The sequence below is a fragment of the uncultured Dysosmobacter sp. genome, from assembly GCF_947631165.1.
In the GTDB taxonomy this organism is placed as follows: Bacteria; Bacillota; Clostridia; order Oscillospirales; family Oscillospiraceae; genus Oscillibacter.
The window spans coordinates 1-23,186 of sequence record NZ_CANRKH010000039.1 but is presented as its reverse complement, the minus strand read 5'-3'; the positions used below and the strand labels follow the sequence as shown (position 1 = coordinate 23,186).

The window sequence follows — 23,186 nt, the reverse complement described above, 5'->3', positions numbered from 1 at the left end:
TCTACCTGGGCTTCGACCCCAAGAAGATCAACATTTTCGACACCAACAGCGAAAACCTCATCAAGTACTGCATCTGAACCCGTGCCTCTGCGGCGGACGCCGCTGAAATAACGACTCTGGAAGAAATTTAAGGAGGAAAAGAACCATGTTGAAACACAAGAACTGGCTGGCCGCCCTGCTGGCCCTGGTCATGCTCCTGAGCCTCACCGCCTGCGGCGGCGGCAAGGATGCTGCCACTCCCGAAGCTCCCGCTGACACCGGCACCGAGACCCAAGAGCCTGCCGCTCCTGCTGAGAGCGATCTGACCGAGTGGGAGAAGTCCTCCGGCATCTATGTGACCGACGAGACCGACGAGGAGCTGTATGAAAAGGCCCTGGAGGAAGGCGCCACTGTGACCCTGTACTCCATCTCCTCCCGCTGCACCAAGGTGGCAGATGCTTTTATGGAAAAGTATCCCGGCCTGGAGTGCGTCCCCTTCGACATCTCCACCAACGACCTGCTGGAAAAGGTTTCCCGCGAGTATGAGGCCGGTTCCCCCACCGCCGACGTGGTCCATATCAAGGACCAGGACGGCTCCATGTGGAAGGAGTATGTGGCCAACAAGATCTTCTACAACTATCAGCCTGCTGAGATCTTCTCCCACATCGACCCCTCCTACACCGCCACTGCGACCCCCCTGTACATCGAGCTGACCCAGCTGTTCTACAACACGGAGGCCTATCCCGACGGCTCCCCCATCACCAACCTGTGGCAGCTGACCGAGCCTGAGTGGAAGGGCCGCATCATGATGCAGAACCCCCTGGATAACCTGGCTTGGGGCTCCTGGATCGCCGGCTTCTGCGTGGGCGAGGAGCCTCAGCGCCTGGCTGATGCCTATAAGGATCTGTACGGCGAGGAGTTGGCCCTCTCCGACGGCTGTGAGAACGCCGGCTATGAGTTCCTAAAGCGCCTGCACGCCAATGAGCCTGTTTACACCTCTTCCTCCGACGAGATCGCCGAGGCTGTGGGGACCCCCGGCCAGACCAATCCGCCCGTGGGCTTCTGCGCTTCCTCCAAGCTGCGCAAGGCCGAGGAGAATGGCTGGGTGTTCGCCCCCGTGAACCTGGAGCCTGACACCGGCATCCCCGCCGTCAACACTCTGTACATCGTGGAAGGCAATCCCCATCCCTCTGCCGCCAAGCTGCTGGTCCGCTTCATGATGGGCGGCACTGACGGCGATACCTCCGGCTACAAGCCCTTCAACACCCTGGGCGGCTGGCCTGTCCGCGACGATATCGAGCCTGCTGAGGGCTCCACGCCGTACTCCGAGATCAATGTAGCGCCCTTCGACGCTGACGAGATCTACTACAACTACAACACGGTCCGCGACTTCTGGCAGATGCTCGGCTGATTTCAGCCTCTGCCGCGCCGGCTAGATCAGGCACGGCGGGCGGTTGTCCGCCCGCCGTGTTTCATATCCCCAGCAGACAAAGGGCAGCACGCCTGCCAGCAGCCAAAATCAACGCCGCCGGTCCGTTGACCGGCGGAAGGTGAAAGAACGATGAGTTTTTTTATTGACAAGCAAAACCGAAGAAAAAGCCCCATAGCCATCGCCGCCCTTGGCGCGGCGATGCTGGACCTGTGCGTTTACGGCGTGCTGTATGCCCTGTTGGCCGGTCCCCTGTACCGGCATGTGACGCTGGAAATCGGTCTGGCTACCACAGTGGTCCACGCGCTGGTGATTGCCGTTTTGGGCACCGCTGTCTGCTGCCTGTTGTTTTTGCTGAAGGACAAGCGGGTCGTCCCCTATGGCTTCGCCGGTCTGGCGGTGGCTCTGTGCATGTTTTACGCGGCGGCCATGCTGCTGGAGGGCGCGGCCCGGACCAATATGCTGGCGCTGATCTCCATGTACGGCCTGGCGCCAGTGCTGCTGGGAAATTTGATCTCCTGGCCTATTTATTTGCAGATGAAGCGCAGAAATCCTGCGCTGAACCATAGAAAGACCATCCAGGAGGAGCTGCGGGAGGCCATGGAGAAGGACGCCGCCCGGCAGGCAAAGCGGAAGGAGCGGCGCCCCGCCGCAACGGAGCCTCCCAAAACCGCCGGGCCGGAAACCACGCAGCCTGCGCCGGAAGAGCTGTCCGCGGAAGAAGCGGCTCAAGAGGCGCTGTTCGGGCCGGAGGCCTCCGGAAAAGGCCCTGCGGCCTTCCGCTCCGCCCAGGAGGAGGCCATGCTGTTTTATGAGGACGATGAAGAAGCGAGCGACGATTAAGGACGTGGCTGCCCTGGCTGGCGTCAGCTTTGCCACGGTGTCCCGGGCGCTGGACGACCGGCCGGAGATCAGCCAGGAGACCAAAGCCGCCGTGCGGGCTGCCTGCACCCAGCTGGGCTATGTGCCCAATGCCGCCGCCCGGGGACTGGCGGGACAATCGACCCACACCATCGGCCTGGTGGTGCCGGACGTGTCCAACCCCTATTTCTCCGGCATGACCACCGCCATCGAGCAGACCGCCGCCCAGCACGGCTACCGGGTCCTGCTGAGCAACTCCATGCGGGATCCGGAGCAGGAGCTGCGGGCCATCGACAACTTCCTGGCCCGTCAGATCGACGGCATCCTGATCTCCCCTGTCTCCATCCAGTCCCAGGCCCGGCACCGCGCCCTGCTGGGAGATCTGCCCTGTGTTTATTTGGGAGTGAACCACAACCAGGAGCGCAGCTATGTGGTGGCGGACAACGAGGCGGGGGCCTATGCCGCGACCCGGTATCTGCTGCGGCTGGGCCATCGGGACATCCTGTTTCTGGGCGGCCGGGCTGCTTCCCGCACCCGCGAGCTGCGGCTGCGGGGGTTTTACCGTGCGCTGGAGGAGGCCGGTCTGGAGGGGCGGGACCTGCCTGCGCCGGACGCCGTTAGTGAGCTGCGCCAGTGGAGTTATGACCAAGCGGTGGAGCTGCTGAACGGTCCACTGCCTGACGCTGTGTTTGCCTTTTCCGACGTCACCGCCCTGAAGATCCTGGAGGCGGCGGAGGAACAAGACCTCCAGGTCCCTGAGGACTTTTCCCTGGTGGGTTACGACAATATCGGCTTTGCCGCTTTGTCTCGCATCCACCTGACCACCGTGTCCCAGCGCAAATTTCAGCAGGGACGGATCGCCATGGAGCGCCTGCTGGAGCAGATACAGGGCAATACGGCCAAAACGGTGGATTTGCTGGAGCCGGAGCTGATGATCCGCTCCACCTGCGCGAAAAACAAGAAGGAGGCAAGGATCCGATGAAGGGAATACCCAACGAAGAGCGCCAGCGTCTGGGCGCGCTGCTGGAGCACGCCTCGCAGGCGGAGATCATGGCCTGCATCCCCCAATTTGAACAGGCGGAGATCCATAACATCGCCCCTGCGCCTGCCGAAGCGCCGGAGGCGCTGGGCGCACTGGTGTTCAATATGGAGCGGGGCGTCCACCTGGCGGAGCTGGGCGACTTTTTGGAGACTTGCCCAGAGATCCAGCCCTATGACGTGATCCTGGCCAACGAGCTGGACGACGGCTGCGTCCGATCCGGTCAGCGGGACACCGCCCGGGAGCTGGCGGAGCGGCTGGGCATGAATTATGTATTTGGCTTGGAATTCATCGAGCTGGCCAACGGCGGGGACACCAAGGGCTTCCACGGCAACGCCATCTTCTCCCGCTGGCCCATCAGGCGGGCCAAGATCGTCCGCCTGCCCGAGCAGTATAACTGGTATTTTGACCGCCAGCGCCGCATTGGCGGCCGTCTGGCCATTCTGGCGGAGCTGGACGTTCGCGGGACCAGTGTGGGCGCAGCCACCATCCATCTGGAGAACCGCACCCACGGCCTGGGGCGGCAGGTCCAGCTGGAGGCGATCCTGCGGGCCGCCGACGAGATGTTTGCCGGGATGCCGGTGGTCCTGGGCGGCGATCTGAACACCAACACCTTCGATGGCCGGGACAAGGATGCCATTCGGGAGATCGCCGGAGACCCGGCCCTGCAGCGCCGCTGCCTGGAGGACGTGTTCCAATGGGAGGGCTGCCTGCCCGCGGCGGAGGCGGCAGGCTACCGGGCCGTGCCGGAGCAGCCTGTGCTGACCCGCCGCAAGCCCCTGCCCGACGGCGGTCATTTGGACCTGCGGCTGGACTGGCTGCTGCTGCGGGACCTGGACCCTGTGGACAGCCGCACCATCTCCACCTGCCGGGAGACCTGGCCCTTTGCCGTCCCCGGCTCTCCGCTGGAGGCTTTCGGCGGGCGGGAGCTGTCGGACCACAACGCGGTCTGGGCCGCCTGCGCATGGAAGAAATGATAAAAAAGATGAAAAAGCCGCCCTTCGGGGCGGCTTTTTTCGCGGCTGTTTGAATATATAATGGCATCGAAGCGGCGCTGCCTGCTTCCCCGGATCAGGACTGCAGCAGCCGCCAGAGCGTCGTCCGGCTGATACCCAGACGTTTGGCGGCGGCTGTCTGGTTGCCGCCAGTCTCCTGCACGACCCGCAGAGCGATGTCCTTGCTGATCTCGTCTAGAGTGCGGCTCAGGTCCAGAGGCACGGCGGCGTTCTCCGCGTGGGGAGTGAATACACCCACATGCCGTTCCTTCCGAAGGAACTGCCGCACCTGGTCGGCGGTGATGATCTGATCCGGGGCGGTGACCGCCAGATCCATGATGACCCGGCGGAACTGGGTGTAGTTGTGGGGCCACTGGAAGTTTTGCAGCAGCGTCATAGCCTCCGGCTCGACCCCCACGATGCGGCGGGACAGATCGGCGTTCAGCTGGCTCAGAGACAGGTTCACCAGCGTGGGGATGCGCTCCGCCATCTGCCGCAGGGGCGGCAGGCACAGGGACAGGCAGCACAGCTTGTCGCTGAACAGGGAACCGACGGGAGAGATGGATTCTCCCGGCTGGCAGACGCAGGAAAAGATGACCCGATTCCGGCGGCACACCTCCATCTCCGACAGGACTGCCAGCAGCTGCTGCTGGCGCTCTTGGGACAGCACGTCGATGCTGGCGAAATACAGGGTGTTTTTCTCATCCGCCAGGGGGGAGTTATGGTGCTCCATCAAAAAGGCCCAGCTCTTGTCGTTCAGCATGCTGCAGTTGATGGAGATCAAAGGGTCGTTTTGCAGAGAGCTGCGCATATACAGCACGCTGACCATGGATTCCTTTCCGGTGCCGTCCTCACCGGTGACCATCACGGGAGCGCTGCTCTGGCTGACCTTGGCGATCTTGCTCTGAAAGTCGCCGATGTTGCCGGCGAAGCTGAATACACTGTTGTAAAAGGCGTTTTCAGCCTCCGGCCGGGTTGAGAAGCGGATGCCCACCTGGTTGGAGGACAGGGGCGTTTTCCGGGCGTCCACGAAAAAGGCGGTGTAGGAGAGGCTGCCGGAGTCGATACGGCGCGCCCGGATGGAGTACAGCATACCGCCCACATTGCGGATGACCCGCCGCTCCGTCTTTTCCTGGGAATCCGGCAGCTCCCGGCGCAGCAGGGCCAGCAGCTTGGGCTGAGGGTCCTCCAGTGTGGAGAGGAACAGGCTGCCGCTGCTGTCAAACACCACAGTCTGGCCGATCTGGCCCTGAAGCAGCTCCCGGAAAAACAGGTTCTCTTCCCGCAGATGCCGCTGGCTCTGGCAGAGCAGCAGGGCCTGTTCAAAGGCCTTTCGGATGCTGCCCACGGAGGAGGTGATCAGGAAGGAGCTGATGCCCAGGCGCTTGGCAGTGGTGTCCGCCACCATGTCGCACAGGATGGCCTGATACTGCTCCTTCTGCAGCTGGGGCAGGATGGCCTCCAGGGAGCTGTTGGTGTCGTATGTAAAGATCTCCAGGGTGTGGTCTGTCAGGCCGCTGAGCTCCTGGGCGCTGCTCAGGGTGTCCGGGGCGGCGACGATGGCGATCCTGCCGGAGGTCCCGCCCGCCAGCCGAATGGCGCAGAGCGTGTCGTAGATGGACATCTCGATCTCCACCACCGGCAGGGACAGGCTCCTGCGCAGCATTTTGGCGGTTCCGCCGCGGGAGATGACCACGTCGTAATTACCGTGGAAATTGCTTTTGGCGATCTCCAGGCCTTCCTCCCGGTCGCCCACGAACAGGGTGAATTCCATCTGCGGATACTCCTCCGCCAGACCGGACATCAGGGTTTTCATGCCCTCATAGGGTGCGATGCCCAGAACCCGAAAACGGTCGTCCATAAGCCCTCCTGTGTTAAGAATCTGAACATATTATACCAAATACACAAAAAGAAGGCAAGCGTTTTTAATGCTGTTTCAAAGATAAACGTTTTTTGCAGGTAAAATGATTGTTAAAACGAAATGCGCTTTGTAAAATAAAACCAAAGAAAGAAAAGAACTGGTCAAGTTTTTAGAAAAAATGTGAAAGTAAATATGTGACTAGATACAGTGTTTCAAAAATGAACGCATGCAAGGGGGACGATATGGTTAAGCTGCTGATCCTTGCGGATGATTTTACGGGGGCGCTGGATACGGGCGTGCAGTTCGCCGCACGGGGCGCACGGACCTGCGTGGTGACGGATCCATCCTATGACTTCTCTCAGGCCGGACAGGAGATCCAGGTGCTGGTGCTGGACGCCGAGACCCGGCATCTGCCGGCGGAGCGGGCCTATGCCGTGGTGAAGCGGGCTGTGAGGGACGCCCTGGACGCCGGATTCACCTATGTGTATAAAAAAACGGATTCCGCCCTGCGGGGCAACATCGGCGCGGAGCTGACGGCGGTGCTGGATGCCGCCGGGGCGGAAAGCCTGGCGTTTCTGCCGGCCTTTCCCAAGATGGACCGGACGACCCGGAACGGTGTGCACTACATCGGCGGCGTGCCGGTGGCCGAGAGCGTGTTCGGACAGGATCCCTTCGAGCCGGTCCGTCACTCCGCCGTGGCCGACATCATCGCCGAGCAGGCGGAGACGCCGGTGGTGCTGCACCAGCGAATGGAGCAGGCACCGGCGGAGAGCCGTCCCGGCATCCAGGTCTATGACGCGGACAGCGACGAGGACCTGATGCGGACCGGCCTGCAGCTGGGCGCCGAGGGCCTGCGGCTGTCCGCCGGGTGTGCCGGCTTTGCCGCGGCGCTGGCCAATATCCTGAAGCTGGATGGCCAGGCTCCGGCGTTCCCCAAGCTGGCGCCCGCCTTTTTCGTGGCCTGCGGCAGCGTGAACCCGGTGACGCTGCGGCAGATGCGGACGGCGGAGGACGACGGCTTCATACATATCCATCTGGAGCCGGTCCAGAAGCTGGAAAAGGACTGGCCCGCCGGAGAGGACTGCGGCGAGGCGGTGGGCCGCTGGCTGGTCTGCGCTGCCGAAAAAAAGCGGTTCATACTGGACGTCAACGACCCGGAGGACAGTGACGCCACTGTCCGGTATGCTGCGGAACAGGGACTGACCACAGAGGACCTGCGGGTGCGGATATCCACCAACCTGGCGGCCCTGATGCAGCGGCTGCTGGACGGCGGCCTGGACGCCACGCTGCTGTGCACCGGCGGCGACACGCTGCTGGCTCTGATGCGGCAGGTGGGCGTGGCGGAGCTGACCCCTGTGTGCGAGGTGGCCACCGGCTCGGTGCTGACCCACTTCACCTACCGGGGAAAGACCTATCACATCATCTCAAAATCCGGCGGCTTCGGCGAACCGGAACTGTTTTGTGAATTGGCTGCCCTTGTAGGGGCCGCAAAAACGTGAGGAGGAGACATCATGCTGACAAAATACGAACTGAAAATGCCCCATGCCGTGTTCAGCGGCGAGGACGCCTTACATAAGATCCTGGACATTTTCACGGAGAACCAGGTGAAGCACCTGGCCGTGTTCACAGACAAGGGCATCGAGGGCGCCGGTCTGCTGGATTTCCCCATGGCCAAGGTCAAGGAGACCGGCGTGGAGTACACCATCCTGGACGATCTGCCCGCTGAGCCGACCTACATGGAAGCGCAGAAGCTGGTGGACCAGTGCAAGGCCTACGGCGCCGACTTCATCATGGCCGTGGGCGGCGGCTCCGTGATGGATACCGCCAAGCTGTCCTCCATTCTGATGACTGACGAATACGGCATCAAGGAGCTGCTGGACACCCCGGGCCGCGCCAAGAAGTGCATCCCGACCCTGATGATCCCCACCACCGCCGGCACCGGCTCCGAGGCGACCCCCAACGCCATCGTGGCCGTGCCTGAGAAGCAGCTGAAGGTGGGCATCGTCAACACCAATATGATCGCGGACTATGTCATCCTGGACGCCGTGATGATCAAGAAGCTGCCCCGGAAGATCGCCGCCGCCACTGGCGTGGACGCGCTGGCCCATGCCATCGAGTGCTACACCAGCAACAAGGCCAATCCCTTCAGCGACATTTTTGCCATGCAGGCTCTGGAGATGATCCTGGCCAACATCGAGACCGCCTGCGACGATCCCGAAGCCATGGACGCCAAGAACAAGATGCTGCTGGCCAGCTTCTATGCCGGCGTAGCCATCACCGCCTCCGGCACCACCGCCGTCCACGCCCTGAGCTATCCCTTGGGCGGCAAGTATCACATCGCCCACGGCGTGTCCAACGCCATCCTGCTGGCTCCGGTGATGCGGTTCAACGAGCCTGCCATCCGCGGCAAGCTGGCCGAGGTCTATGACCGCTGCTTCCACGGCTCCGCCGCCACGGTGGAGGAGAAGAGCGCCGCTGTCATCGCCAAGCTGGAAGGCATCGTGAAGCACCTGGACATCCCCACCAGCCTCACCGAGTTCGGCGTGCCCAAGGAGGATCTGGAGGCCCTGGTGGCTTCCGGCATGGAAGTGACCCGCCTGCTGGTGAACAACATGCGGGAGGTCACGCCCGACGACGCCCGGAGGATCTATCAGGAAGTCCTGTAAGAGATTTTGATAAGGAGAAGAGCAAGATGAAGAACGTAGAGATCAAGGGCATCATTCCACCCGTCATAACCCCTATGAATCCCGAGGACGAAAGCGTCAACATCCCCGAACTCCGCAATCAGATCGAGCGTCAGATCGCCGGCGGCGTCCACGGCATTTTCCCCTTCGGCACCAACGGCGAGGGCTATATCCTGAGCCTGAAGGAGAAGGAGGAGGTCCTGGAGGCCACCATCGATCAGGTGAAGGGCCGCATCCCCGTGTACGCGGGCACCGGCTGCATCTCAACCCGGGACACCATCTACATGAGCAAGCGGGCCGAGGAGATGGGCGCCGACGTACTGTCCATCATCACGCCCAGCTTCGCCCTGGCCAGCCAGAAGGAGCTGTATGACCATTACTGCGAGGTGGCCAAGCATGTGAATATCCCCATCGTGCTGTACAACATCCCCGCCCGCACCGGCAACAAGCTGCTGCCCGAGACCGTGGCCAAGCTGGCGAAGGACGTGGACGTCATCATGGGCGCCAAGGACTCCAGCGGCGACCTGGAAAACCTGAAGGCCTATATCCGGGAGACCCGGGACATCGGCAAGGACTTCGCCGTGCTGGCCGGGAACGACGGCAATATCCTCCCCTGCCTGAAGGAGGGCGGCGCCGGCGGCGTGGCCGGACGGGCCAATCTGTGGCCCAAGACCATCGCCTCCATCTATGACTATTTCATGGCGGGCGATCTGGAAAAGGCCCAGGAGGCCCAGGACGCAGTGGCGATCCTCCAGCGGGTCTTTAAGTATGGCAATCCCAACACCATCATCAAGAAGGCCGTGGCTTTGCTGGGCTATCCCGTGGGCGACTGCCGCAAGCCCTTCAATTACCTCTGCGAGGAGGGGATCGAGGAGCTGAAGGCCGTCCTCAAGGAGAACGCGGAGAAGGGCGTTTGCTGAGCGGAAAAGCTACCACTTTTTAAGGAGGAGTACATATGAACAAACCCATTCTCGGCATTACCATGGGCGACCCCTTCGGCAACGGCCCGGAGATCACGGTGAAGGCCCTGGCGGACAAGACGGTCTACGACCGCTGCCGCCCCTTGGTGATCGGCGACGCCTCCAGCATGGAGTATGCCGCCAAGGCTGCCAAGAAGGTCTCCGGCATCGACATGAAGGTGCGGGCCATCAGCGCCGTCAGCGAGGCCAGGTATGAGTACGGCACCATCGACGTCTATGACATGGGCATCGTGAAGGCGGAGGACATTCCCAACGACCCCGAGGCTCCCAAGCCCTTCGGCCTGGGCGCCACCGCTCTGGGCGGCGAGGCTGCCTTCCAGTATGTGAAGAAGGTCATCGAGCTGGCCATGGCCGGCGAGGTGGACGCCACCATCACCAACGCCCTGAGCAAGGAGGCCATCAACATGGCCGGCCACCATTACAGCGGCCACACCGAGATCTACGCCGACTACACCCACACCAGCAAGTACACCATGATGTTGGCCCATGAGGACCTGCGGGTCGTTCATGTCTCCACCCACGTTTCCCTGCGGGAGGCCTGTGACCGGGTCAAGAAGGACCGGGTCCTGGATGTGATCCGCATCGCCAACGAGGGCTGCAAGGCCATTGGCATCAAGGAGCCTAAGCTGGCTGTGGCAGGCCTGAACCCCCACTGCGGCGAGAACGGCATGTTCGGCCGGGAGGAGATCGAGGAGATCCAGCCTGCTATCGACGCCGCTCTGGCCGAGGGCATCAACATCGTGGAGAAGAAACCCACGCCCCCGGACACCGTGTTCTCCAAGGCGCTGGGCGGCTGGTATGACATCGTGGTGGTCATGTATCACGATCAGGGCCACATTCCCCTGAAGGTCAAGGGCTTTGTGTACAACAAGGCCGAGGGACACTGGGACGCGGTGGCCGGCGTCAATGTGACGCTGGGACTGCCCATCATCCGGGCCAGCGTGGACCACGGCACCGGCTTCGGCCACGCCGGAGACGGCCACGCCAACGAGCTGAGCCTGGTCAATGCCATGGATTACGGCATCCGCATGGCCAACGCCAAGGCAGAGAAATAAGTCCCCATTCATTCCGTCTTTATCCGGTGCAGCAGCCGGAAAAGAAATAAACCCATCTACTATTTTGAAGGGAGAAGTAACATGAAAAAAGTATTTGCTCTGATTCTTGCACTGATCATGTCCCTGTCCCTCGTCGCCTGCGGCGGCGGGAAAGAGGACACCGCTCCTGCCGATGAGGGCGACAAGACCCAGACGGAAGAGCCTGCGGACACCGCCGTGGATTTCTCCGGCGAGACCCTGGTATTCTCCTCCGACGCTGTCGGCTCCGCCACCTACAACACCATCGTTGAGATGAGCAAGTATCTGGAGAACGACGGCGGCTTCGGCCTGGTCGACGTGCAGCCCACCAGCCCCGGCGGCATGGGCGCCCCCTACCTGTTCGCTGACGGCACCGTGGACCTGGCCTTCGTCAACGGCGCTCCCGCCAAGTGGGCCCGCGAAGAGGGCACTCTGGGCAAGCCCCCCGCGTCCGGCTACATGGCCGTCATGGGCGGTCTGAACGCTGTGTGCTACATCAACTGCATCGACAACGCTTTCCTGGAGAAGCACAACATCTCCACCATCGAAGAGGTCTTCGAGAAGAAGCTGCCCCTGCGCATCGGCTGCTCCCCCGTGGGCTCCATGGACTCTGAGGGCGCTTACCTGCTGCTGGAGTACTTCGGCGTGACCCAGGAGGACCTGGAGAGCTGGGGCGGCTCCATCACCAACCAGTCCGGCTCTGAGAACCAGGCCGCTCTGCAGGACGGCAAGATCGACTTCTACATCGATCACACCTCCTCCAGCTCCTCTACCATGGCTGAGATCGCTACCACCTGCGACGTGACCTTCCTGCAGTGGGGCGATGAGGTCATCGACTGGTTCGTCAACGAGAAGGGCTTTTCCCGCGTCACCGTTCCCGCCGGCTCCTTCAAGGGCCAGGACGCTGAGCTGGTCCTGCCCGGCTCCCCCGACTGCATCTTCTGCAAGGAGAGCCTGAGCGAGGACGTGGTCTATCAGATCACCAAGACCCTGTGCGAGAACCGCGACAACATCGTCAACACCTACAACACCCTGGCTCCCTGGGATGTGACCACCTGCATGGAGTCCGAGAAGATCGGTGGCAACCCCCTGCATCCCGGCGCTGAGAAGTACTACAAGGAAATGGGCTACATCCAGTGATCCGCCCGGAATATCCAACCCATAACTGAAACTCTGCTGCAAGAAAGAAGCGGACGCCGGTCCGGCGTCCGCTTCTTCAACAGGAGGAACATACATGAGTATTTTTAAGAAAAAGAGCGGCGACGCCGCCGAGTCCGGAAAACTCGACATGGACGCCAAGGCCGCCGCGCTGGCCAGCGAACCTGATGAGGACTCTAAGATCGCCAGGATGCTGAAGAGCATGCCCAAATGGCGCTACTGGACCCTGGCCGCTCTGGCGGTGGTCATGACTGTTTTCCAGCTGTACATCAAACTGATCAAGCCCATGCAGCCCTGGGCGCAGATCCCCCTGCACCTCTGCTTCGCCCTGGTCATCGTATTCCTGTTCAACCCCATGGCGGAAAAATGCAAAAACAAAGACAGTAAGCTGCGGAACCTGTGGTGGATCTATGACATGTTCCTGATCGGCAGCACCTTGGTGGTCTGCTGGTACTTCCTCTCCCACGCCGACGCGCTGAACCTGCGCGTGCTCAGCGTGGACCCCATGACCACTCTGGATAAGACGGTGGCGGTTCTGCTGCTGATCGTGGTGATGGAGGCCGTGCGCCGCGTGGTCTCCCTGGCGCTGTTCTTCGTTCTGATCTTCTTTATGGCCTACGCGTTCTTCGGCCAGTACATCAGCGGCATTTTCCGGTTTGCCGGCATGAGCTTCGGCCAGTTCTGCGAGACTCTGATGCTGGGCCAGAACGGCATCTTTGGTTCTCCCCTGTCCACCTCTATGGGCACGCTGTTCTACTTCATGGTGTTCGGCGCGTTCTTCTCCAACTGCGGCGGCGGCGGAGTGCTGATCGATGCGGGCATGAAGCTCAGCGACAAGACGGCCGGCGGCCCCGCGAAGGCGGCGGTCATCTCCTCCGGCCTGCTGGGCATGATCTCCGGCTCCGCCGTGGCCAACGTGTCCACCACCGGCGTTTTGACCATCCCCCTGATGAAGAAGGCCGGCTATACCCCTGAAGAGGCCGGCGCTGTCGAATCCGTGGCCTCCACCGGCGGCCAGATCATGCCTCCCATCATGGGCGCTGGTGCGTTCATCATGGCTGAGATGATCGGCATGAAGTATATGGAGATCGCTACAGCGGCTATCATCCCTGCCCTGGCTTATTTCGGCGCGGCCTTCATTCTGGTCCACCTGCTGGCCAAGAAGAAGCAGATGCACGCCGGAGACGGCGGCCTGAAATATGAGGGCAGCCCCATCCTGCCCCGCGTGTACCGGCTGATCCCCATCATCCTGCTGGTCATCATGATCTTCGCTGGCATGTCCATGCCCCGGGCGGCTATCTATTGCACGGTGCTGTCCATTGTGCTGTGCATGCTGGCCAAGGATACCCGCATGAACGGCAAGCAGCTGCTGGAGACCCTGATCGAGGGCGTCCGCCAGGCTTCCAACGTGGCTATCCCCACCGCGGCCTGCGGCATCATGATCGGCATCGTGGTCCGCTCCGGCGTGGCCGTGAAGGTGGCCAAGCTGATCACCTCCTCCGGCAACAGCAGCCTGCTGATCGCCCTGCTGGTGGCCGCTGTCGGCTGCCTGCTGCTGGGCATGGCTCTGCCCACCGTGGCCGCTTACCTGATCGCCAACACCCTGTTCTGCTCTGCGATCCAGGGACTGGGCGTGGAGGCTCTGGTGGCCAATATGTTCATCTTCTACTTCGGCGTTGTGGCGCAGATCACTCCCCCGGTGTGCCTGGCCTCCTTCACCGCTGCCGGCATCGCCAACGCCAGCGCCTGGAAGACCGGCTGGAAGGCGTTCTTCTTCGCCATCACCGCCTTCATCGCGCCCTTCATGTTCGTGTACCGGCCCTCCATCCTGCTGATCGGCACGGTGGGCGAGATCCTGATCTCCTGCGTGATGACCGCCTGCGCCACCTTCTTCCTGGCTGCCGGCGTGGCGGGCTACATGGGCAAGATCCTGAACGTTGTGGAGCGGATCCTGTTCTTTGTGGCCGCCATCATGTTCATCCTGCCCGGCGCGATCAACGACATCATCGGCGTCGCCATGGGCGCTGTGCTGGTGGCATGGTGCCTGATCTACTCCAAGAGGCAGAAAGTCAAGACCGCTGCCTGACGCCTCTCTCACGGAGCGGCCCACTGGGGGCCGCTCCGTGTCCATCAGATAAAAAAAGGCCGTCTTCCGGCGGCCTTTTGGAAAGAAGAGATACTATGGAAAACAAATTTGAACTGGTGCATGTGGGCATCAATACCGGCAGCCCGGAGGACGCAGGCAAGCTGGCCCTGCTGCTGAGCGGGATGTTTAACCTGACGCCCCGCCACGGCCAGAAATCCGAGTTTGCCGGCGACTATTTTGAGTGCATGAAAGCGCCCTTCCTGGGGACCAACGGCCACATCGCCATGCGGACGGAGGACCTGACCGCCGCGGTGGAGGAGCTGAAGGAAAAGGGCTTTGCCTTCAACATGGACACCGCAGCCTATAACGAGGACGGGAAACTGAAGAACATCTATCTGGACGGGGAATTCGGCGGCTTTGCCATCCACATCCTGCAAAAGTAAGGGCTTTATGACAGCGAAAAAAAGCAAGGGCATCGCGCTGATCGTCACATCATCCTTCTTTTTCGCGCTGATGAGCGCCTTTGTGAATCTGGCGGGAGAGCTTCCGTTTTTTCAGAAGGCGCTGTTCCGCAATCTGGTGGCGATGCTGGTGTCCGGCGGGATTCTGGCCTTTCGGCGTATTCCCATCCGTATCCCCGCGGGCTGCGGCATCCCGCTGACGGCGCGGGTCCTCTGCGGTATGGCGGGGGTGTTCTGCAACTATTACGCCATCGACCACCTGCTGCTGGCCAGCTCCAACTCCCTGAACAAGCTGAGCCCGTTTTTCGCCATTTTGTTCGCGGCGCTCTTCTTAAAGGAACGGGTCAGCCGGGCGCAGCTGGGGTGCATCGCTTTGGCCCTGGCAGGGAGCCTGCTCCTGGTCCTGTCCAACCTGTCGTCAGTGGGTTTTGCCACCTGCGTGGCTTTGCTGGGCGGGGTCGTCTCCGGCGCTGCCCATGTGGCGCTGCGGGCGCTGCGGGGCAGCCATGAGATCGACAGCTCCGTGATCGTGTTTTTGTTCTGCGCGGTGTCGACCCTGGTGGCCCTGGTGCCCAGCCTGCTGTATTGGACGCCCATGTCCGGCCGGCAGGTGCTCTTCATGCTGCTGGCGGGCAGCTCCTGCACGGCGGCCCAGTATGCACTCACCGGCGCCTACTGCTACGCCGCGCCGAAGGATATCTCCATCTATGACAGCTCCCAGATCATTTTTTCCGGCCTGCTGGGCTATGTGCTGTTCGGGCAGATCCCGGGGGCGATCAGCCTGTTGGCCTATACCCTGATCATTCTGGCGTCCGTCCTGCTGTTCCTGCACTACCGGCAGGAGCGGCAGAACGGCGGTGCGCCGGACGCGTCCTGACCGGACACGTCCAGGCGGGTTGCCAAGCCGGCAAACATCCTGTATAATGATGTTACTACATCATGAGGAGGTCCACACTATGAAGATCGTGGCCATCAACGGCAGTCCCCGGAAAAACGGCAACACCGCCCTGCTGCTGAACGCTGTCCGCCAGGAGGTGGAAGCCGCGGGCGTGGAATTCCAGATCTTTCAGCCCGGCCCCAACGTCCATCCCTGCATGGCCTGCTACCACTGCCTGGACACCGGCAGCCTCCGGTGCGTGCGGAACGATGACGGCGTGAACGACATCATCGCCGCCTGCGTCGAAGCCGACGGTATCCTGCTGGCCTCCCCCGTCTATCACGCCGGCATCGCGGGAGGCATGAAGTGCGTCATCGACCGCCTGATGCTGGCGGCGGGCTGCGGGGAAAACCAGTTCCGCCGGAAGGTGGGCGGCGCACTGTGCACGCTGCGGCGCTCCGGCGGCACGGAGACCTATCACCAGCTCCTGGCCGCTATGGACTGTATGGAGATGGTCATCGTCACCTCCGACTACTGGGGCGTGGTCCACGGCGCCGAGCCGGGAGAGGTGCTGAAGGACGCCGAGGGCATGGAGGTGGCCGCCAAGCTTGGCCGCAACATGGCCTGGATGGTGAAGGTGCTGGCGGAGAGCAAGGTGCCTGCGCCGGAGAGCGCCCCGCGCCCTATGATGAATTTTATTCGATAAAGAATACTGCCTGTTTCATGAGCGGCGGTCAAGAGAACGCCGCCGGGGAACGGAAAAGCCGCCGCGAAAAAGCGGCGGCTTTTCCATATGGCAGGAACAGGGGAAACCGCCTGTTAACCCTTCAGAATATCCGTGTTCCGATATTGGATGGCCTCCGCCTCGTCGGAAGAAATTTCGCTCTGCCGCGTTTCGCCTTCGGCAAAACTTCGCCCGCTCCATTCCTTCCTCCTCTCCCCACGAAAACCGCTGCGCTGGGTTTTCGCGGGGGCCCCGATCACCCCTTCAGAATATCCGTGTTCCGATATTGGATGGCCTCCGCCAGGTGAACGGCTCCGATGTCCGCCGCCCCGTCCAGGTCCGCGATGGTCCGGGCGACCCGCAGGATGCGGTCGTGGGAGCGGGCCGTCAGTCCCATGCGGGAGAAGGCGCTCTGCATCAGGGCGTCCCCGGCGCTGTCCAGACGGCAAAACGATGCGATCTGGCTGGGGACCATATAGGCGTTGCAGGTGACGCCCGTGCCCTGGAAGCGCCGGGCCTGAACGGCCCGGGCGGCGTCCACCCGCCGCTTCACATCGGCGGAGGACTCCGGCGTTTCCCGCCGGCGCATGGCCTCATACTCCACTGAGGGGACATTCACATGGAGGTCGATGCGGTCCAGCAGAGGACCGGAGATCTTCTCCACATATTTCTCCACCTCCCGGTCCGAGCAGGTGCATTTGGCGGAGGGGTGGCCCCGCCAGCCGCAGCGGCAGGGATTCATGGCACACACCAGCTGGAACCGGGCGGGCATGTGGAGCGTGCCGCCCGCCCGGGCCACCGTCACCTCGCCGTCCTCCAGAGGCTGGCGCATGGCCTCCAGCACGTCCCGGTGGAATTCCGGCAGCTCGTCCAAAAACAGCACGCCGTTGTGGGCCAGGGAGATCTCGCCGGGGCGCATGGCGGGACCGCCGCCTGCCAGGGCCGCGGCGGAGGTGGTGTGATGAGGACTGCGGAAGGGACGGCGGGCCAGCAGGGGGTGCTGTGGGTCCGCCAGCCCTGCCACGGACCAAATGCCGGACACCTCCAGCGCTTCCTCCCGGGTCATATCCGGCAGGATGGAGGGCAGGCGCTTGGCCAGCATGGATTTGCCGGCGCCGGGAGAGCCGATGAGCAGCAGGTTGTGGCCGCCCGCGGCGGCGATCTCCAGCGCCCGCTTCACATTCTCCTGGCCCATCACGTCCCGCAGGTCCGGCAGGCCGGCGGCCGCCGGCTCCGTTTTCCAGGCGGGGGAGGGGGAGAGGCGGACTTCGCCCTTCAGGTGGGACACCAGGGCTTTCACATCGGGGACGCCGTAGACCGTCAGCCCGCCGGCCAGGGTCGCTTCAGCGGCGTTTTCCGCCGGGACGAACAGCTCTCGGATACCCGCCGCCTGCGCCGCCAGGGCCATGGGCAGCACGCCGGTGACGCCCCGCAGGGCGCCGGTGAGGGACAGCTCGCCCAAAAACGCCGCATCCCTGGGCAGAGGCGGAAGATCGCCGCCGGCCGCCAGGATGCCTACGAAAATGGGCAGATCGTAGACGGTGCCTGCCTTTTTCTGCCCGGCGGGGGCCAGGTTCACGGTGATGCGGCTGACGGGAAATTTGGCGCCGCAGTTTTTCACTGCCGCCCGGACCCGTTCCCGGGCCTCCCGCACAGCGGCGTCCGGCAGGCCCACCACGTCGAAAGCGGGCAGACCGCCGGACAAAAAGCACTCGGCGCTGACCTCATAGCCGCTGATGCCGTTCAGGCCCAGGGAACGTACTGTCACAACCATAGGATGCCTCCCATATCCGGTGATATCCGGCGGACAGCCGCCGGAGGTGATCTCTGCTGGGATTGTATCATAGAAATGCCTGGCGGGGAAGCGGTTCATGAAAAAATAAACAAAAAAAGGAAAGGCTTTTGGAGCATCCGCAGAAAAGGAAAAAATTTGCGCAAAAAATAACAAAGCGCTGGTTTACAGGGCCAAAAACACATGATATAATAAGAACGCATGAGTATCCGGAGGAGAGACCGTATCTCGTGTTCCGGCAAGCTTGCTGCCCCAGGGCAGCGAATTTATAGGAGGTAAGAGTTTATGGCAAGAAAGTTCAAGTCCATGGACGGTAACAACGCGGCTGCATATGTCAGCTATGCGTTTACCGAAGTGGCGGGCATCTATCCGATAACCCCGTCTTCTCCCATGGCAGACTTGGTCGACCAGTGGTCCGCCGCTGGTCAGAAAAACATCTTCGGCACCACGGTCAAGGTGTGCGAGATGCAGTCCGAGGCAGGCGCCTCCGGCACCGTTCACGGCTCCCTGGCCGCGGGCGCGATGACCACCACCTACACGGCTTCCCAGGGCCTGCTGCTGATGATCCCCAATATGTATAAGATCGCCGGCGAACTGTTGCCCTGCGTGTTCCACGTGTCTGCACGTACCGTTTCGACCCACGCGCTGAACATCTTCGGCGATCATTCCGACGTGATGGCCTGCCGCCAGACCGGCTTTGCCATGCTGTGCGAGAATGATCCCCAGGAGATCATGGACCTGGCTCCCGTGGCCCATCTGGCTGCCATTGAGGGCCGCGTTCCCTTCATCAACTTCTTCGACGGTTTCCGCACTTCCCACGAGATCCAGAAGGTCGCCTGCTGGGACTACGAGGACCTGAAGGAAATGACCGATATGGACGCCGTGGCGGCGTTCCGCAAGCACGCTCTGAATCCCGAGCGTCCCAATATGCGCGGCTCTCATGAGAACGGCGATATCTTCTTCCAGCATCGTGAGGCCTGCAACCCCTACTACGACGCTCTGCCCGACGTGGTGGAGAAGTACATGGGCAAGATCAACGAGAAGCTTGGCACCGATTACCAGCTGTTCAACTACTATGGTGCGCCCGACGCCGAGCGCGTCATCATCGCCATGGGCTCCATCTGCAACGTGGCCGAGGAGGTCATCGACTACATGACCGCCCAGGGCGAGAAGGTCGGCATGATCAAAGTCCATCTGTATCGCCCCTTCAAGGCGGAGAAGCTGATCGCCGCCATCCCCGCCACCTGCAAGAAGATCGCCGTGCTGGACCGCACCAAGGAGCCCGGCTCCCTGGGCGAGCCTCTGTACATGGACGTGGTCACCGCGCTGGCCAATGCCGGCAAGCACGACATCAAGGTCATCGGCGGCCGCTACGGCCTGGGCAGCAAGGATACCCCGCCCCGCAGCGTATTCGCTGTGTATGACGAGCTGGCCAAGGACGAGCCCAAGCGTCAGTTCACCATCGGCATCGTGGACGACGTCACCCACCTCAGCCTGGAGGAGAAGCCCGCCCCCGGCGTGGCTCCCGCCGGCACCATCGCCTGCAAGTTCTGGGGCCTGGGCGGCGACGGCACCGTCGGCGCCAACAAGAACTCCATCAAGATCATCGGCGACCACACCGACAAGAACGTACAGGCATACTTCCAGTACGACTCCAAGAAGACCGGCGGCGTGACCGTCAGCCACCTGCGCTTCGGCGACAAGGCCATCAAGTCTTCTTACTACATCAACAAGGCCGACTTTGTGGCCTGCCACGTGCCCGCGTACATCACCAAGGGCTTCCCCATCGTCCGCGACGTGAAGCCCGGCGGCGTGTTCCTGATCAATTGCCAGTGGAACGACGAGGAGCTGAGCCATCATCTGGACGCCGCCTCCAAGCACTATATTGCCAAGAACAACATCCAGGTCTACACCATCAACGCCATCGACCTGGCCAAAGAGATCGGCATGGGCAAGCGCACCAACACCATCCTGCAGTCCGCCTTCTTCTCTCTGGCGAAGGTCATGCCCGAGGCTGAGGCCATCCAGTACATGAAGGACGCCGCCACTCACTCCTATCTGAAGAAGGGCCAGGACGTGGTGGATATGAACCACAAGGCCATCGACGCCGGCGCCACCGCTTACAAGAAGTTCGACGTGCCCGCCGACTGGGCCGACGCCCAGGATGCGGCCGACACCACCGTTCTGGCCGGCAAGCCCGAGCTGGTGGAGCAGGTCAAGACCATTCTGAACCCCGTGGGCAAGATGGACGGCGACAGCCTGCCCGTCTCCGCCTTCGTCAAGCATGTGGACGGCCAGTTCGAGCTGGGAGCCGCCGCTTATGAGAAGCGCGGCGTGGCCGTGTCCGTTCCTACCTGGGATTCCACCAAGTGCATCCAGTGCAATAACTGCGCTTATGTCTGCCCCCACGCCACCATCCGTCCCTACGCACTGACCGAGGAGGAGGCCGCCAAGGCTCCCGCCGCCGCCAAGATCGTGGACGTGAAGGCCGGCAAGGGCAAGGGTGTTTACAAGTACACCATGGCCGTGTCTCCTCTGGACTGCATGGGCTGCGGCGTGTGCGTGGGCATCTGCCCCGTGGGCGCTCTGAGCATGGTGGCTCAGGAGCAGGAGGCCGCGCAGCAGGATGTGTTCAACTACTGCGTCGCTGAGGTCTCTGAGAAGAAGGATATGCAGGACAACACCGTTAAGGGCAGCCAGTTCAAGCAGCCCATGCTGGAGTTCTCCGGCTCCTGCGCCGGCTGTGCCGAGACCAGCTACGCCCGCCTGATCACGCAGCTGTTCGGCGACCGGATGTACATCTCCAACGCCACCGGCTGCTCCTCCATCTGGGGCGGTCCCGCCGCTACTTCTCCTTACTGCACCAACAAGGAAGGCCACGGCCCCGCCTGGTCCAACTCCCTGTTCGAGGATAACGCTGAGCACGGTCTGGGCATGTTCCTGGGCCAGCAGGCCATCCGCAACAGCCTGATCGACAAGCTGGAGGCTATGGCCGCCGATGAGGCTGTTCCCGCCGATACCAAGTCCGCCATCCAGGCTTACCTGGACAGCAAGGACGACGGCGAGGCCAACGCCGAGGCCACCAAGGCCCTGGTTGCCGTTCTGGAGAATGGCGCCGCTGCTGGCTGCGCCAACTGCAAGGAGATCCTGGAGAGCAAGGAGTATCTGTCCAAGAAGTCCATGTGGATCTTCGGCGGCGACGGCTGGGCTTACGACATCGGCTTCGGCGGCGTGGACCATGTCCTGGCTTCCGGCAACGATGTGAACATCTTCGTCTTTGATACCGAGGTCTATTCCAACACCGGCGGACAGGCTTCCAAGGCCTCCAACATCGGCCAGGTCGCTCAGTTCGCGGCTGCCGGTAAGGAGATCAAGAAGAAGTCCCTGGCGGAGATCGCTATGAGCTACGGCTACATCTATGTGGCCCAGGTGGCCATGGGCGCCAATCCCGCTCAGACCCTGAAGGCCATCAAGGAGGCCGAGGCCTATCATGGTCCCTCCCTCATCATCGGCTATGCTCCCTGCGAGATGCACAGCATCAAGGGCGGCATGATGAACTGCCAGAAGGAAATGAAGAAGGCTGTGGAGTGCGGCTACTGGAACCTGTTCCGGTTCAACCCCGCTGCCGAGGGCGGCAAGTTCACCCTGGATTCCAAGGCGCCGGCCGGCGGCTATCAGGAGTTCCTGATGAACGAGGCCCGTTACAGCCGTCTGACCCGCGAGTTCCCCGAGCGTGCCAGCGTCCTGTTCGAGCGCAACGAGAAGAGCGCTATGGAGCGCTACGAGCACCTGCTGAAGCTGAAGGCCATGTACGAGGGCTGATGCTTCTGCATCCGGCGATATAAAAAAGGAAGGTCCGCAAAGGCCGCTGCTCGTAAAACAGTGTTAGCGTAAAAATGGGAAAAACCAGTGTTTTCAAGGGGTACGGCGTGACTCCGGTCACGCCGTTTCCTCTTTCATCAGTTCATCCAGCGGGATGAAACCCGGCCCATCATACTTGATGTGGATGTGCTGGCGCCGCTTCCCGCTGCTCTTGTCCGGCGCGTCCACATAGATGGCGGATACCAACTCGTGCAGCGTGTAGGCGTCAAGGGTAGTGATGCCGGTGTACTTCTTCGCCTTCCGGATGAACCTGTCAATACTCTCGTTCTGTTCTGCCTGTACCTCGATCTCTTTCCGCAGGGCCGCGACCTCCGCCTCCAGCTGCTTCTGCTCGGCCTCGTAACTCTGGCTCAGCATATCGAACCGCTCATCATTCAGCCGTCCGCTGGCGTTGTCCTCGTAGATCTTCACGAATAAGCGTTTCAGCTCTGCGATGCGTTTCTCGCCGCGCTCCAGCTTCTTGCGGTCGGCCCTGATCTTCTCATCGCTCTCCAGCCGCAGCCGGCGCTCCATGACCGCCCGGAAGTGGGCTTCGTACCGCAGGATGTACTCTGTTACAAGCTGGATATGCTTTAGGACAAGACGGCTCAGCACCTTCTCGCTGATATAGTGCGTACCGCATTTGTCCTTTCGCTTCCAGTGCAAAGAGCAATCGAAGAAAGCGTTTTCCGGCTTGTAGTTGTTGGTAGCGCCATAGTACAGCTTGCTCCCGCAGTCGGAGCAGTAGACCAGCCCGGAGAACATACTGCTTCTGCCTGTCCTGGTACACCTGTGCCGCTGCTGCCGAATCTCCTGGACTTTCTCGAACACATCTCCATCCACGATGGCCTCGTGGGTGCCGGGAAAAACAGCCTGCTTTTCGATGGGATTTTCCCGACGCTTCTTGTCCCAGATGGAATTGGTGTAGGTCTTAAAGTTCACCGTACAGCCGGTGTATTCCCGCCGTTCCAGAATGTCGGCTACAGTGCTGCTTTCCCAGCTGTAAGGGGTCTCCGGGTCGGGGTGAGGTGTCTTGCGGCCCTGCTGTTTCTTGTATGCCACAGGAGTCAGCACTTTATCGGCTTTGAGTTGATTGGCGATTTGACTCGGCCCACGTCCCTCCATGCACAGGTCGAAGATGCGTTTCACAACGGCGGCGGCCTCCGGGTCGATCTTCCAGCGTCCGGGGTTCTCCGGGTCCTTCACGTAGCCATAGGGGACGTTGTAGGTCAACGTCATCCCGCGCTCGCCCTTTGCCTTTTGCACAGCCCGTATCTTCCGGCTGGTATCGCGGCAATAAAATTCGTTAGTTAACCTCGCATAAAG

Annotated in this window: 17 protein-coding genes; 14 read left to right on the top strand and 3 right to left on the bottom strand. The window is 61.8% G+C overall.

Going from position 1 to position 23,186, the window contains the following annotated elements; genetic code table 11:
• Nucleotides 1-145 precede the first annotated feature (145 nt).
• From Q0Z69_RS14050 to Q0Z69_RS14035, 4 genes are all read left to right on the top strand, one after another.
• On the top strand, nucleotides 146-1,390 hold the full coding sequence (locus Q0Z69_RS14050; RefSeq protein WP_298034891.1) for an ABC transporter substrate-binding protein: 1,245 nt from the start codon (nucleotides 146-148) through the stop codon (nucleotides 1,388-1,390).
• A gap of 150 nt (nucleotides 1,391-1,540) precedes the next feature.
• A complete protein-coding gene (locus Q0Z69_RS14045) occupies nucleotides 1,541-2,251 on the top strand; it encodes a hypothetical protein (protein WP_298034888.1) in 711 nt (236 codons plus the stop codon).
• Nucleotides 2,220-3,251, top strand: a complete 1,032-nt coding sequence (locus Q0Z69_RS14040; RefSeq protein WP_298034887.1) for a LacI family DNA-binding transcriptional regulator — start codon at nucleotides 2,220-2,222, stop codon at nucleotides 3,249-3,251. The genes Q0Z69_RS14045 and Q0Z69_RS14040 overlap by 32 nt, the downstream gene beginning before the upstream one ends.
• The gene (locus Q0Z69_RS14035) at nucleotides 3,248-4,285 is read left to right on the top strand and encodes an endonuclease/exonuclease/phosphatase family protein (RefSeq protein ID WP_298034884.1); all 1,038 of its coding nucleotides are present in this window, start codon (nucleotides 3,248-3,250) and stop codon (nucleotides 4,283-4,285) included. Before Q0Z69_RS14040 ends, Q0Z69_RS14035 begins: the two co-directional genes overlap by 4 nt.
• A 94-nt stretch (nucleotides 4,286-4,379) precedes the next feature.
• Here Q0Z69_RS14035 and Q0Z69_RS14030 read toward each other — a convergent pair whose 3' ends face one another.
• A complete protein-coding gene (locus Q0Z69_RS14030) occupies nucleotides 4,380-6,164 on the bottom strand; it encodes a sigma-54-dependent transcriptional regulator (protein WP_298034882.1) in 1,785 nt (594 codons plus the stop codon).
• A 242-nt stretch (nucleotides 6,165-6,406) separates the two neighbouring features.
• On the opposite strand from Q0Z69_RS14030, the gene Q0Z69_RS14025 reads away from it, so the two are divergent.
• The 9 genes from Q0Z69_RS14025 to Q0Z69_RS13985 all read left to right on the top strand — a co-directional run bounded on the left by Q0Z69_RS14025 (nucleotide 6,407) and on the right by Q0Z69_RS13985 (nucleotide 16,189).
• Complete coding sequence (locus Q0Z69_RS14025) at nucleotides 6,407-7,663, top strand: four-carbon acid sugar kinase family protein (RefSeq protein ID WP_298034880.1); 1,257 nt, start codon at nucleotides 6,407-6,409, stop codon at nucleotides 7,661-7,663.
• Nucleotides 7,664-7,675: 12 nt separating this feature from the next.
• A complete protein-coding gene (locus Q0Z69_RS14020; RefSeq protein WP_298034878.1) occupies nucleotides 7,676-8,830 on the top strand; it encodes an iron-containing alcohol dehydrogenase in 1,155 nt (384 codons plus the stop codon).
• Nucleotides 8,831-8,856: 26 nt separating this feature from the next.
• The gene (dapA, locus tag Q0Z69_RS14015) at nucleotides 8,857-9,768 is read left to right on the top strand and encodes a 4-hydroxy-tetrahydrodipicolinate synthase (RefSeq protein ID WP_298034877.1); all 912 of its coding nucleotides are present in this window, start codon (nucleotides 8,857-8,859) and stop codon (nucleotides 9,766-9,768) included.
• Nucleotides 9,769-9,803: 35 nt separating this feature from the next.
• Nucleotides 9,804-10,883: a 4-hydroxythreonine-4-phosphate dehydrogenase PdxA gene (pdxA, locus tag Q0Z69_RS14010; protein ID WP_298034873.1), complete on the top strand. Its 1,080-nt coding sequence runs from the start codon at nucleotides 9,804-9,806 to the stop codon at nucleotides 10,881-10,883.
• Nucleotides 10,884-10,964: 81 nt separating this feature from the next.
• Nucleotides 10,965-12,041 carry a TAXI family TRAP transporter solute-binding subunit gene (locus tag Q0Z69_RS14005; protein ID WP_298034871.1) on the top strand — a complete coding sequence of 359 codons (1,077 nt, stop codon included), beginning with the start codon at nucleotides 10,965-10,967 and terminating at the stop codon, nucleotides 12,039-12,041.
• A 94-nt stretch (nucleotides 12,042-12,135) separates the two neighbouring features.
• Complete coding sequence (locus Q0Z69_RS14000) at nucleotides 12,136-14,145, top strand: TRAP transporter fused permease subunit (protein WP_298034869.1); 2,010 nt, start codon at nucleotides 12,136-12,138, stop codon at nucleotides 14,143-14,145.
• Nucleotides 14,146-14,240: 95 nt separating this feature from the next.
• Nucleotides 14,241-14,588, top strand: a complete 348-nt coding sequence (locus Q0Z69_RS13995; RefSeq protein WP_298034866.1) for a 2-dehydro-3-deoxyphosphogluconate aldolase — start codon at nucleotides 14,241-14,243, stop codon at nucleotides 14,586-14,588.
• Nucleotides 14,589-14,595: 7 nt separating this feature from the next.
• On the top strand, nucleotides 14,596-15,483 hold the full coding sequence (locus Q0Z69_RS13990) for a DMT family transporter (protein WP_298034863.1): 888 nt from the start codon (nucleotides 14,596-14,598) through the stop codon (nucleotides 15,481-15,483).
• Nucleotides 15,484-15,562: 79 nt separating this feature from the next.
• Nucleotides 15,563-16,189: a flavodoxin family protein gene (locus Q0Z69_RS13985; RefSeq protein WP_298034861.1), complete on the top strand. Its 627-nt coding sequence runs from the start codon at nucleotides 15,563-15,565 to the stop codon at nucleotides 16,187-16,189.
• 274 nt (nucleotides 16,190-16,463) lie between these two features.
• Here the strand turns inward: Q0Z69_RS13985 and Q0Z69_RS13980 are convergent, their stop codons facing one another.
• Nucleotides 16,464-17,981 carry a YifB family Mg chelatase-like AAA ATPase gene (locus Q0Z69_RS13980; RefSeq protein WP_298034858.1) on the bottom strand — a complete coding sequence of 506 codons (1,518 nt, stop codon included), beginning with the start codon at nucleotides 17,979-17,981 and terminating at the stop codon, nucleotides 16,464-16,466.
• 303 nt (nucleotides 17,982-18,284) lie between these two features.
• Between Q0Z69_RS13980 and nifJ the strand changes: the two genes are divergently transcribed.
• Nucleotides 18,285-21,821 carry a pyruvate:ferredoxin (flavodoxin) oxidoreductase gene (gene nifJ, locus Q0Z69_RS13975; protein ID WP_298034856.1) on the top strand — a complete coding sequence of 1,179 codons (3,537 nt, stop codon included), beginning with the start codon at nucleotides 18,285-18,287 and terminating at the stop codon, nucleotides 21,819-21,821.
• Nucleotides 21,822-21,938: 117 nt separating this feature from the next.
• On the opposite strand, the gene Q0Z69_RS13970 is transcribed toward nifJ, so the two are convergent.
• On the bottom strand, nucleotides 21,939-23,186 hold a 1,248-nt coding region (locus Q0Z69_RS13970), incomplete at its 5' end, for a recombinase family protein (RefSeq protein WP_298034853.1).